This window comes from Alkalibacterium sp. f15, from assembly GCF_049389645.1.
Classification (GTDB): Bacteria; Bacillota; Bacilli; order Lactobacillales; family Carnobacteriaceae_A; genus Alkalibacterium.
In genome coordinates this window covers 597,771-611,154 of the sequence record NZ_CP186540.1, presented here as the reverse complement: position 1 = coordinate 611,154, position 13,384 = coordinate 597,771, and the positions used below count along the sequence as shown (strand labels likewise).

Below are 13,384 nucleotides of genomic sequence, written 5' to 3'. Positions count from 1 at the left end.
ATTATGATGAATTGGATAGAACCTGGCAGTACAATCGGTATTATAGGTGGAGGCAGTGTCGCTCGCTTGCTGGCACTGTCAGCAAAAAAATTAGGGTATCACGTGGGTGTCCTAGACCCTCATGCGCATTGTTTAGCTGAAAGCATTGCCGACTGGCATTTAATAGCTGAACTCACAAATGAAAAAGCGTGTTTGGATCTAGCTATGAAGAGTGATGTGGTCGTTTACGAATCGGATGCTTTTCCGTCTCATTTGGTTAAAAAAATAATGCGCACCGTTCCTGTGCCTCAAGGCGAAGAGTTGCTCTCCATTTCTCAAGACAGAATGTTGCAGAAGGCTTTTTTGGAATCGGTACGCGTAAATATTGCCCCATTTGCAACCATCATCTCTTTGGATGACATCAGAGAAGCTGTAAAGAGTATTGGGTTTCCGTGCGTCTTGAAATCAAATAGTACCGATGAACGATATAAAAAAAATCATGTAATATTCGGTGAAGAAGATATTACCTCTTCGACAGATTTCTTGAACCAAGGAACCTGCGTTCTAGAAGCTTGGATACCTTCAGAAAAAGAATTATGTCTAGCCTTAGTGAAAAGTAACAATGGGGAAATCTCGACTTTTTCTATAACAGAAATGAAATATAAAAATGATGAATTTTATCAAGCTGTTGCACCTGCTCAGATCGAGAGCGAAGTGGAACAAGAAATAAGCCGTATTGGTCAAGTTATTGCAGAAAAGTTGGAGTTTGTCGGAGTCATGGCTGTTGAAGTCTTTTCAACGTCTAGCGGAGCACTGTATGTGAATGAAATCGTTGCACATCCCCACCGTGCTTTTCATTACACCTTCAACTTTCCAAATCTTTCTCAATATGAGGTATTGATTAAAGCCGTAACTGGATGGCCTATAAGCGTAACAAATAGATTGTCTGATTCCATCGTTATGCAAGTGATAAGAACTGATGAAAAAGATCTGGTTTATACGCAAGCACAAATCAAACCCGATTGGCTTTTTACCTTTTATGATAATATTAATGGATCAGAAACCACTGAGTTTGGTCATATTGTGGTTCCAACTAAACAAGTCACTAAAATATTGGATCAGTTGACTGACATATTTGTCTAAATGAAGGACGTACAGATGAAAAAAATGAATAAAGTTGAAGTTAAAGCCTATGACTATATGAAAAATGAAATAACGTTTTTACATTGGACAATAGATAAACAGATAAAAGAATTAGATATAGCCAAACAGCTTGAGATTAGTCGCACACCAGTAAGACGAGCACTCAACCGATTAATTGTAGAAGGCTATGTCTACCGAGTACCGAATAAAGGTGTGTTCGTAGGGGGTAGGCCGCTTGATTTAAGTCAGCAGAAGGAACGTATCTATTTTCTTGAATCATTACTTCAACACATTTTTTATACGCTACAGCTTGCTGAGTGTATCATTGACACTGAACCTTTTTCGGGCACGATAGAAGACTTGAAAGTTGCAAAATCATTCAAGTCAAATCAATTTGAAACGGTTGAGATCGACTTGTGGAAAATGCTACTCAGTTATCATTCAAACACCTATATGAATGATCGAGTTATTGAGACGATGGTTGGTTTATATCAAGATTCGAATCAGATACCGCTTATTTTTCAAAAAAGCAGAGCCATTAAAATAACGCATTATGAAAAATTAATGGAATGGATCAAAGAACAAAACTACACTTATGCCAGACGAGAAATTCGGATCCTGCTTAATCAACTGCTTATCAATCTTATTCAAGGTATTGATGAATAAGAAATGGTATTTGTAAAACTCTATGCTAATGGGCATGGAGTTTTTTTTTAGCCTGAAAGCACATAGACTTTAATTTAGCCAGAGTAAAATAGTTTTTGGAAATAAGGGAAAGGGCAGAATGTAGAAATTCATAACAATTACATGTATACGGTTACCGTTACGGTGCATATTCTCTAGTAAGATGTATGGAAAGAATGGTCGGTTTTCTGTATAATGGAATAACGTATGAACACCTGAAAGGATGAAGAAAGTGGTACTGCGAGAAGATATTTTACAAGGGATGAATCCCAAGCAGAAAGAGGCAGTTGCTCACACAGAAGGGCCATTACTTATTATGGCCGGAGCAGGATCTGGGAAAACACGGGTATTGACTCACCGGATTTCTTATTTGATTCAAGAAAAAGGCGTGAATCCGTGGAACATATTAGCCATTACTTTTACCAACAAAGCAGCTTCAGAAATGAAAAGCAGAGTTGCAGGACTTGTTAAAGATGGCGGACAAGACGTATGGGTCTCTACCTTTCACTCAATGTGTGTCCGTATCTTGAGAAGAGAAATAGACCATGTTGGATACAGTTCTAATTTCACTATCGCTGATCCCGGAGAACAGCTGACATTGATGAAAAAGATACTTAAGCGATTAAATATCGATCCTAAAAAATATAATCCAAGAGCGATACTTTCTGAAATAAGCAATGCTAAGAATGTTTTGCAGAACGAAAAAGAATTTCGTGCTGAAGCAACAGATTTCTTTGGTAAAATGGTTGCTGATTGTTATGATAGTTATCAACGTGAATTAAGACAAGCTGAAACAGTGGATTTCGATGATTTGATCATGCTGACGGTACGTCTATTCGAAGAACATAGAGATATCCTGGAGTATTATCAGACAAAATTCCAATACATTCATGTGGACGAGTATCAGGATACCAACCATGCACAGTATCGTCTTGTCAAACTACTGGCAGAACGATTCAACAACATTTGTGTCGTAGGTGACGCTGACCAGAGCATTTATGGCTGGCGCGGAGCTGACATGGAAAATATTCTGAATTTTGAACGGGACTATAGCGATGCAAAAGTCGTTTTACTGGAACAGAATTATCGTTCAACCAAAAACATTTTAAAAGCTGCCAACGATGTGATTTCACATAATTCGAAACGTAAAGATAAACATTTATGGACAGATAAAAATGGCGGAGAATTTATTACGTATTATCGTGCAGGTAATGAGCATGAAGAGGCCCGTTACGTGATCCAGCATATCCAGCAAGAATTGGAGAAGAATCCGGATAGAGAATACGGGGATTTCGCTGTCCTTTACCGAACGAACGCGCAATCGCGTGTGATGGAAGAAACGCTGATCAAAACGAATATTCCTTACCGAATGGTAGGGGGACATAAATTCTATGACCGTAAAGAAATCAAAGATGTGTTGGCTTATTTAACACTCATTGCCAATCCTAAAGACAATCTCAGTTTTGCCCGTATCGTCAATGAACCGAAACGCGGCATTGGAGCGAGTACGGTTGAGAAATTAGCCTTAGCCGCTGAAGAGATGGGCTGGAGCTTGTATGATGCAGCCTTAAATGCGAACAGCATCAACCTTTCACCGCGTGCAACCAAGAAGGTAGAAGCTTTTGCCTTCATGATTCAGGATTTTCTTAAGATGGCAGAGTTCTTGAGCATTACAGAGTTGACGGAAGAGATCTTGAATAAATCAGAGTACTTACCGACGTTGAAAAAAGAACGCACTCTGGAAGCTGAGACACGTGTTGAAAACATCGAAGAATTCTTGACTGTGACAAAACAATTTGATGAGCAGCAACCAGATGATGCAAGTCTGATTACGTTCCTGACCGACCTGTCACTGATTTCAGACATCGACCGTTTAGAAGAAGAACCGACAAGTGAGATCACTTTGATGACCTTACATGCCGCCAAAGGTCTGGAATTCCCAGTTGTGTTCCTGATTGGCATGGAAGAAGGACTCTTCCCGCTCTCTCGAGCAGACTCTGATGAAGAACAAATGGAAGAAGAGAGACGATTAGCTTATGTTGGGATCACGAGAGCAGAAGAAAAACTGTACCTTACGAATGCATTGTCACGGGCACTTTACGGGCGCGTCCAATCCAACCGTCCATCCCGCTTTTTAGAAGAAGTGGATGAGACAGTATTAGAAATCGAAGAATCCAGTACGTTGAAACCATTTTCAAGTGGAATGTACAAAGGCATGGGGAACAGTTCGAACGATCCGTTCGATAATAAGACGAAAAAAAGGAAAAACTTTGTCTCACATGCCACAGGCAATAGTGGCGCAGAAAAACTGGACTGGCAAGTGGGAGAAAAAGTTAAACACAAAGTATGGGATATTGGAACCGTCGTGAAAATCAGTGGTGAAGGTGACGATCTCCAACTTGACATTGCTTTTCCGGGAATCGGTATCAAGCCACTCTTGGCGAGTTTTGCACCGATAGAAAAATTATAAAAGTAGGAAGGATAGTCCAATGACTGAAAAAGTGAATTTTGATCAGGCAAGAGAACGTGTCGATGAGTTGGTCACTTTGCTGGACCAGTATAGTCATCAATACTATGTTTTGGACCAGCCAACCATTCCAGACGAAGAGTATGATCAGTTATACAGAGAATTAGTTGAATTGGAAGAAACCTATCCGATACTTGTTCAGAATGATTCACCGACTCAACGTGTAGGAGGCACTCTTTTAGAAGGTTTTGAAAAAGTGGAACATGATATACCCATGTTGAGCTTGGACAATGCATTTTCTAAAGAAGATTTGAAAGATTTTGACCGTAAAGTTTCTGAGTTAGTAGATAAACCTTACACCTATCAATGCGAATTGAAGATGGATGGCTTAGCGGTTTCTCTGAAATATGAAAAAGGCAAATTCAAACAAGCCGTGACCCGTGGAGATGGGATGGTGGGTGAAAATGTGACGGTAAATGTTAAAGCGATCAGATCCATACCGCTCACGTTGAAAGAACCGTTGACCCTTGAGACACGCGGAGAAATTTACATGCCAAAATCTTCGTTTGTTGCGTTGAATCAAAACCGTGAAGAACAAGGCGAAGCCGTTTTTGCGAACCCACGCAATGCGGCAGCTGGGACGATACGTAATTTGGATCCTAAAGTAACCGCATCGAGAAACTTGAGTGTGTTTCTATATTCACTCGCACAAGTTGAGGAGAAAGAAGTTATAAGTCAATCAGAATCTTTAGGATTACTTGACGACTTGGGCTTGAAAACAAACCCGGAACGACGTGTGTTTGCATCCATAGACGACGTATGGGCTTTTGTTGAAGAATATCAGGAAAAGAGAACGACGCTTCCTTATGAAATCGATGGGATCGTCATTAAGGTAAATGAGCTGGATAACCAGAAAAAAGCGGGATACACAGTGAAGGCGCCGAGATGGGCCATTGCTTATAAGTTTCCTGCAGAAGAAGCTGAGACCCTTTTACGGTCGGTTGAGTGGACAGTGGGACGTACCGGCGTCGTTACGCCTACTGCTATCATGGATCCTGTCCAGTTAGCAGGTACAACGGTGCAGCGCGCAAGTCTGCATAACGTTGACCTAATGAAAGCAAAAGATATTCGCTTGAAGGATACTGTCGTTGTGCGTAAAGCAGGAGACATCATTCCTGAAGTGGTTAAAGTAAATAAAGACAAACGGCCAGAAGATAGTCAGCAGTATGAATATCCGACGCACTGTCCGGCCTGTCAGAGTGAACTGATGCATCTGGATGAGGAAGTGGCCTTAAGATGTATGAATCCAAGTTGTTCTGCTCAGGCAAAAGAAAAATTGACCCATTTTGTTTCCCGAAACGCGATGAATATAGATGGTTTAGGTGAGCGGATCGTTGCACAACTCTATGATGAGTCCTTGATCAAAGATTCTGCTGATTTATACTACTTAGAAAAAGAGCAGCTGTTGACCTTAGATAAAATAGCTGACAAGTCCGCGGATAACGTACTCCGCGCCATCGAAAAATCGAAAGAAAATTCATTGGAGCGATTAGTTTTTGGTTTAGGGATCAGACACGTCGGAGTGAAAGCGGCAAGATTACTTGCCGAGGAGTTCGTCACTATGGAACGACTGAGAGAGGCATCAAAAGAAGCGATTGAAGCCATCGAAGGACTGGGCGAAACGATTGCCGAAAGCATTCAAGCCTTCTTCGAATTAGAAGAAGTCGCTCAATTGATTCGAAAGCTTAGAGAAGCAAGTGTCAACATGGAATACAAAGGTAAACGTAAAGAAGAAATCGAAAAGGTAGCTTCTTATTTTTCAGATAAAACAGTTGTCATTACAGGGAAATTGGAACATTACACCCGTGATGAATTAAAAGAGAAGTTGACTGATCTTGGCGCAAAAGTCACGGGCAGTGTGTCTAAGAATACAGACTATCTGATTGCAGGAGAAGAAGCAGGCAGTAAATTGAAAAAAGCAGAGGATTTACACGTGCCAGTATTAACTGAACAGCAAGTTCTTGAGGAGATTGATGAATGAATAGAATTGAGAGTGAGAGCGAGTGAAAAAGAAAACAGTTCTTAGTTTAATAATTGCCCAGGCTTTGTTTCTTTCAGCATGTGGTTTTTTCCCGGATCCCGTTGATCCGAATGAGTCGAGCCAAGAAGAAGTTGAACGTTCCAGTGAGACAGCGAATCAGCCGGATGAAGATGTAGCGTCCACGATTGAAGAGCAGGTGGATTCAAATTATTACCGTCCGGTCATCACTGAAGACGGCACTTACGCACCAAGTCAAAATAGAGGGATCACACGCAATCTTAATTCAAATATCAATATACGGACATTTGAAACAGACTTGATGCGCCACTCTCAGGCTTATTTCCCTACGGACAACCATTTCTTTCAGGAAGGTCAATTCCTATCTTCTTCGCAGGTCACAAACTGGATAGGAAGAGAACAGGTACCCGTTGAAGTAGAGGAAGAAGAGGAAGAGGGAGAAGAAGAAATAGATGAACAGAATCAGGGGCTGAATCCTCCATCTAATAATACCTTTGATCCTGCAGAACGTAATCCGAATTATCTGAGTTCGGTGCTTGAACAGAACTATTACAGACAAACGGAAGAAGGATTGGAACTGGCCGGAGTCAGTGTCGGACTCGCATTGAATCAAATCGATTATTATAGAGATGATATTGGGACTCGCTTACAGCAACCCATTTCATCTGACGAATTACTGGCAGCCGGCAAAGAGATGGCAGATAAAGTTATTTCACGTATGCGTAACACTGAAGGGTTAGAAGAGATTCCAATATTCATAGGCTTATACGAACAATCAACACAAGACGACCTGGCACCAGGAACCTACGTATCAGTGGGGCTTGTTGAAAATGGCAATACCAATGTGTCTGGTTGGGAGAATATAAATGAAGATCGTCTGGTCTTTCCGTTAGAAGGCATGCAGAGCGCTGAAGGCAATAACTTTGCTAACTTCAGATCTGAAGTCGAGGGATTTTTCCCTAATATAAGTGGCGTAACCGGACTGGGTCATTATGTAGAAGACCAGTTAATGAATTTAGAGATTACGATCACTACTCAGTTCTATGGCAAAGGAGAAATGATTGCCTTTACCCAGTTTTTAAACGAAGCGGGTAAAACGTATTTACCGAATAATGTGCCGACTCAAATAAATGTCGAGTCTCTAAATGGTATGGAGTCTTATCTAGACAGAGAAGCCGAACAAGAAGATTATGAGGTTTATATCTTTAATTAAATGCAGATAAAATAACTAGCAGACGAAAGGATAGATAACATGGCGATAAATGAAGAAACAGTTAAACAAGTAGCCAAACTGGCAAAGCTGGAATTTGATGATAGTACGATTGACTCTATTACAAAAGAGTTGGATCAAATTGTAGAAATGGTAGAAAAACTGGATGCCCTGGATACAGAAGGTGTCGAAGGAACCTATCACGGCCTTCCTCAGACAAACGTTTGGAGAGAAGACGTTGTTCAAAAAGGAACGGATAGAGAAGACTTGTTTAAAAACGTTAAAACACGAAAAGATGGCTACATTGAAGTGCCTGCCATGTTTGATAACGGGGGGAGTGAAGCGTAATGGATTTCTTGGATTATACTTTAGAAGAATTACATGAAAAACTGGTCAGTAAAGAATTCACAGCGGTTGAATTGATGGAATCTGTTTATGCAAATATCGCTCAAACAGATGAACAAGTGGGGGCTTTTTTAACACTAAGTAAAGAGGAAGCTCTTGCAGCTGCTAAGGAAATGGATGAACAGGGTATTGATGAAAAAAATGTCTTGAGTGGCTTACCTATTGGGATCAAAGATAACATTTCTACCAAAGGTATCAAAACAACAGCAGCTTCGAAAATGCTGGAAGACTTCGTCCCGGTTTATGACGCGACGGTTATTGAAAAATTAAAGCAGGCTGGTATGATCACGGTCGGAAAATTGAATATGGATGAATTTGCGATGGGTGGGTCTACAGAGAACTCTGCCTTTCAAATAACACGCAACCCATGGGATTTAACGAAAGTACCAGGCGGTTCATCAGGTGGCTCAGCCGCAGCCGTAGCGGCCGGTTTAGTCCCGGTCTCTCTAGGTTCAGATACGGGTGGTTCAGTTCGTGAACCGGCAGCCTTTACCGGACTTGTAGGCATGAAACCTACATATGGTCGCGTGTCACGCTATGGTCTCATTGCATTTGCTTCCAGTCTGGATCAAATTGGTCCGTTTACGCGTACAGTCAAAGATAACGCCCTAGTCTTGAATGCAATCAGTGGCACAGATGAGAAGGATTCAACTTCTTACCGAGGAGAGACACCTGACTTTACCGAGGATATCGATAAAGGGGTCAAAGGCCTACGTATTGGGGTACCGAAAGAATACTTCCATGAAGACGCACAAGAACCGGGCGTGATCGAATCTGTCCGTCAAGCCATTAATTTCTATGAAAAAATGGGGGCAGAAATTGTAGAAGTTAGCTTGCCACATTCCGAATATGGCATTCCGGCTTACTATATCATTGCCTCATCAGAAGCATCCAGTAACTTGCAGCGTTTCGACGGTATTCGTTATGGTTACCGTTCAGAAAACATCGAATCACTTGAAGATATTTACATCAAATCACGATCAGAAGGTTTTGGTAAAGAAGTGAAGCGCCGTATCATGCTTGGAACGTTCTCCTTGAGTTCAGGATTTTATGATGCTCACTTTAAAAAAGCAGCACAAGCCCGTACGTTGATCAGACAGGACTTTGAAAAAGTGTTTGAAGACGTCGATGTATTAGTTGCACCGACAACGACAACGACTGCTTTTGAAATCGGCGGAAAAATAAAAGATCCACTTGCCATGTATATGTCGGACATATTGACGGTTCCTGTCAACTTAGCAGGCGTGCCTTCACTATCGATTCCATGTGGGTTTTCAAATGATATGCCCGTCGGGATGCAGATAATCGGCAAACATTTCGATGAAAAAACAATTTACAGAACCGCTTATGCTTTTGAAAAAGAAAACGATTATCATACAAAAAAACCATCATTTAGAGGAGGAGAATAAGCGATGAATTTAGAACCAGTTATAGGCCTGGAAGTGCATGTGGAATTAAAAACCGATTCTAAAATGTTCTCCCCGTCACCCGCTCATTTTGGTGCGGAACCTAACACAAATACAAACGTCATCGATTGGGGACACCCAGGGGTCTTGCCCGTCGTAAATAAACGTGCCATTGAATTTGGCATGAGAGCAGCTTTAACATTAAACTGTGGCATAGCTGAATATACGAAATTTGATCGCAAAAATTATTTTTATCCAGATAACCCAAAAGCGTATCAAATTTCACAGTTTGATAGACCCATCGGCTTTGACGGATGGATCGAAATCGATGTCAAAGGTGAAAAGAAAAAAATCCGTATCGAACGTGTCCATATAGAAGAGGATGCCGGGAAAAATATGCACGGAGATAACGGCTCTTCATTTGTCGACTTGAATCGTCAAGGCACACCGCTGATAGAAATCGTATCAGAAGCAGATATGCGCTCTCCTGAAGAAGCACAAGCCTACTTGGATACCATCAAACAGCTGATTCAATTCACTAAAGTATCAGATGTGAAGATGCAGGAAGGGTCTATGCGCTGTGATGCCAACATTTCATTACGACCTTTTGGCCAAGAAGAATTTGGAACTAAAACCGAACTTAAAAACTTGAACTCCTTCAACAACGTGAGAAAAGGTCTGGAACATGAGATTATCAGACAGGAAAAAATCTTGAATGCTGGTGGAGCACTCCAGCAGGAAACACGCCGTTTCGATGAAACAACTGGAGAAACTATCTTGATGCGTGTCAAAGAAGGTTCCAGTGATTACCGTTATTTCCCTGAACCAGACATTCCTAACCTGGAAATCAGTGAAGATTGGATCAATGATGTCAGAGCATCCCTTCCAGAAATGCCGAAAGAACGTCAGTCAAGATACATTAACGACTACAACTTGCCTGAATATGATGCAGGGGTGTTGACCGCGACGGTTGAAATGTCAGATTTCTTCCAGGAAACGGTTGACTACGGTGCCGATCCTAAACAGGCATCCAACTGGCTGATGGGTGAAGTGTCTGCCTACTTGAACAGTGAGCATCTGGAATTTTCAGAAACCAAACTAACACCCAAAGCATTGGCTGAAATGATCACTTTGATTGATGACGGCACGATTTCTTCCAAGATTGCGAAAAAAGTATTCAAAGAAGTGATTACTAACGGTAGTGATGATGTTAAAGAATTGGTCGAGGAAAAAGGGTGGGTCCAATTAAGTGATCCGGCTAAACTGTTACCAATCATTTCAGAGACATTAGATAATAACGAACAATCCATCGAAGATTATAAGAACGGTAAAGACCGTGCCTTAGGTTTCTTGGTTGGAAGTGTCATGAAACAAACTAAAGGAAAAGCCAACCCGGGTGTCGTGAACAAACTTCTCAAAGAAGAAATGGACAAACGTTAAGGTTAACTGAAAAAGGGGGTGGATGGACGGTGAGAAAACGCGCTCGCGTTATTTATAATCCGACATCCGGTCGTGAACTTTTAAAAAAACAAATACCAGATATTTTAAGTGAATATGAAAAAGCGGGTTACGATACCAGTGCCTTTTGTACAACACCAACACCTCTAAGCGCTCAAGAAGAAGCTGACCGATGTACGAAAGATGGTTTTGATCTTATTGTGGCAGCTGGGGGAGATGGGACGATCAATGAAGTAATCAATGGCATCTCGCCATATGAGCCTCGGCCCAAGCTGGCAATCATACCGGCGGGCACAACCAATGATTATGCGCGCGCCTTAATGATCCCACGTTATGATTTTGTGAAAGCGGCTCAGTTGATTCATAAAGGTCAAACCGTTCATATGGACATCGGAAAGGTTAAAACGAGCTCCGAAGATAAGTTTTTCATGAATATAGGCGCTGCCGGCTTCTTGACGGAAGTGACCTATGAGGTCCCGGCTAATATGAAATCTCTCTTTGGGTCACTCGCTTATTTTGTAAAAGGGGCAGAACTTTTGCCGCGAGTCGGTAAGGTCCCCGTTAAAATAACCTATGATGATGGTGTTTACGAAGGGGTAGCTTCCTTAGTGTTCGTGGCATTGACCAATTCAGTTGGCGGATTTGAAAAAATCGCACCGGACAAGACATTGGGCGACGGACAATTCACGCTGATCATTGTCAAAACAACGAACATTGCTGAAATATTGAGACTGATCACGATGCTCATGAATGATGGTAAACACATCCATCATCCAAAAGTCTTGTATAAAAAAACGAGTTACGTCAAAGCCGAAACGCAGAACAAGCAGCAACTCATGATCAATATTGACGGTGAATACGGTGGTGACGCCCCAGCTGAATTCAGTATGTACCAGCAGCATTTGGAAATCGTCACTGATTTGGATCGTATGCACCTATCTATCAACACACATGACTTGATGACTGAAGAAAAAGAAGAAGAATTCATAAAACAGGTCTCAAAATTAGAAAACAACGGAGAAGAATAATTGAAGCGCACAGTTTGGACTGTGCGTTTTAGCATTTCACTTCCAACCTGTATAATCTAAAAGAGACAGTAAAGCAATCTAGAACGAAAAAGGAGAATAAAATGAGTAATAGCAAGGGAAATTTCGAAGCACCAGTAGAAAAAAATGAGACGTATCAAGGCGAAATCATCGATCTGACACATGAAGGACTCGGTGTAGCCAAGATAGAGCACTATCCACTATTCATTGAAGGAGCACTTGTCGGTGAAACTGTAGAGTTCAAAGTAATTAAAATTGGAAAGTCTTTCGGTATTGGGAAACTGACAAAAATTATTGGTCAAAGTCCAGACCGCGTGGAAATCACCAATAAAGCCTACACTCAAACAGGCACGATGCCTCTGCAACATTTATCATATAAAGCACAACTGAAGTTCAAAAAGAATCAGATTGAAACTGTTCTGCAAAAAATCGGGAAATTACCAGACGTTAAAGTCGAGGACGTCATTGGCATGGAAAATCCTTTCGGTTACCGTAACAAAGCCCAAATACCTGTACGAAAATACAACGGGAAATTGGAAACCGGCTTTTTCAGAAAGAACAGCCATGACCTGATACCTATGGAAAATTTCAAGATCCAGGATCCAGAGATCGATAAAGCCGTGGTAGTGGTCCGTGACATCATGCGTAAGTATAATGTTAAACCATACAATGAAAAAGAAAATATCGGGAACCTGCGCCACATCATTGTTCGCCGTGGTTACCATACCGGAGAACTGATGATTGTCCTGGTCACCCGTACTGCTAAACTGTTCCCACTCAGCAAAATTGTTCCGGATATCCTTGAGGCACTCCCTGAAGTGGTCAGCATTATCCAAAACGTGAACCATAAACGGACGAATGTTATCCTCGGTCAGGAAGTCATTGTGCTTCATGGTGAAGACAAATACCGTGATAAATTGCTGGGTCATACATTTGAAATTTCCCATCGTTCTTTCTTCCAGGTCAATACTGTACAAGCAGAAATCCTGTACAGCAAAGTATTGGAATTCGCTGAACTGACTGGAGAAGAAACCGTGATCGATGCCTATAGTGGTATCGGAACGATTACTTTGGCATTAGCTGAAAAAGCTAAAAAGGTTTATGGTATCGAACTCATCGAACCGGCTGTCGAAGATGCCAAACGCAATGCTGAACTCAATGGTATTGAAAATGTGACGTATCAAGTCGGAGCAGCCGAGGAAGTCATGCTGGAATGGAGCAAGCAAGGCCGCAAAGCGGACTTACTCGTTGTCGATCCTCCAAGAAAAGGACTCGAAGGACAGTTCATCGATGCCGTACTGGAAATGCAGCCGGAGAAAATGATTTACGTCAGCTGTAACCCATCGACCCTGGCACGCGATCTGGCCTTATTGGTTGAAGGTGGCTACACTGTCGAGAAAGTACAACCAGTGGACATGTTCCCACAAACAAGCCACGTGGAAAGTGTTACTCTGTTAACTAAAAAATAATTTTATAAGCCCCAGAAATAGCGTATGACGCTATTTCTGGGGCTTATATTTTTATTGG

10 protein-coding genes are annotated in these 13,384 nt (G+C 41.6%); all 10 read left to right on the top strand.

What is annotated here, in order from left to right; genetic code table 11:
* Window positions 1–3: 3 nt before the first annotated feature.
* The 10 genes from ACO1PF_RS03065 to rlmD all read left to right on the top strand — a co-directional run bounded on the left by ACO1PF_RS03065 (window position 4) and on the right by rlmD (window position 13,326).
* Complete coding sequence (locus tag ACO1PF_RS03065) at window positions 4–1,122, top strand: ATP-grasp domain-containing protein (RefSeq protein ID WP_423189890.1); 1,119 nt, start codon at window positions 4–6, stop codon at window positions 1,120–1,122.
* A gap of 15 nt (window positions 1,123–1,137) precedes the next feature.
* Window positions 1,138–1,788 carry a GntR family transcriptional regulator gene (locus ACO1PF_RS03060; protein ID WP_423189889.1) on the top strand — a complete coding sequence of 217 codons (651 nt, stop codon included), beginning with the start codon at window positions 1,138–1,140 and terminating at the stop codon, window positions 1,786–1,788.
* A gap of 250 nt (window positions 1,789–2,038) precedes the next feature.
* Window positions 2,039–4,276 (top strand): DNA helicase PcrA, encoded by a 2,238-nt coding sequence (gene pcrA, locus ACO1PF_RS03055; RefSeq protein ID WP_423189888.1) that lies wholly within the window; start codon window positions 2,039–2,041, stop codon window positions 4,274–4,276.
* A 19-nt stretch (window positions 4,277–4,295) separates the two neighbouring features.
* Window positions 4,296–6,314 (top strand): NAD-dependent DNA ligase LigA, encoded by a 2,019-nt coding sequence (gene ligA, locus ACO1PF_RS03050; protein ID WP_423189887.1) that lies wholly within the window; start codon window positions 4,296–4,298, stop codon window positions 6,312–6,314.
* 22 nt (window positions 6,315–6,336) lie between these two features.
* The gene (locus ACO1PF_RS03045; RefSeq protein WP_423189886.1) at window positions 6,337–7,545 is read left to right on the top strand and encodes a CamS family sex pheromone protein; all 1,209 of its coding nucleotides are present in this window, start codon (window positions 6,337–6,339) and stop codon (window positions 7,543–7,545) included.
* Window positions 7,546–7,584: 39 nt separating this feature from the next.
* Window positions 7,585–7,890, top strand: a complete 306-nt coding sequence (gene gatC, locus ACO1PF_RS03040) for an Asp-tRNA(Asn)/Glu-tRNA(Gln) amidotransferase subunit GatC (protein ID WP_071848890.1) — start codon at window positions 7,585–7,587, stop codon at window positions 7,888–7,890.
* Entirely contained in the window at window positions 7,890–9,356 is a 1,467-nt protein-coding gene (gene gatA, locus ACO1PF_RS03035) for an Asp-tRNA(Asn)/Glu-tRNA(Gln) amidotransferase subunit GatA (protein WP_423189885.1), read from the top strand. Before gatC ends, gatA begins: the two co-directional genes overlap by 1 nt.
* Window positions 9,357–9,359: 3 nt before the next feature.
* Window positions 9,360–10,793, top strand: a complete 1,434-nt coding sequence (gatB, locus tag ACO1PF_RS03030) for an Asp-tRNA(Asn)/Glu-tRNA(Gln) amidotransferase subunit GatB (RefSeq protein WP_423189884.1) — start codon at window positions 9,360–9,362, stop codon at window positions 10,791–10,793.
* Window positions 10,794–10,822: 29 nt separating this feature from the next.
* Window positions 10,823–11,839 carry a diacylglycerol kinase gene (locus ACO1PF_RS03025; RefSeq protein ID WP_423189883.1) on the top strand — a complete coding sequence of 339 codons (1,017 nt, stop codon included), beginning with the start codon at window positions 10,823–10,825 and terminating at the stop codon, window positions 11,837–11,839.
* A gap of 101 nt (window positions 11,840–11,940) precedes the next feature.
* Window positions 11,941–13,326 (top strand): 23S rRNA (uracil(1939)-C(5))-methyltransferase RlmD, encoded by a 1,386-nt coding sequence (gene rlmD / locus ACO1PF_RS03020; protein ID WP_423189882.1) that lies wholly within the window; start codon window positions 11,941–11,943, stop codon window positions 13,324–13,326.
* Window positions 13,327–13,384 lie beyond the last annotated feature (58 nt).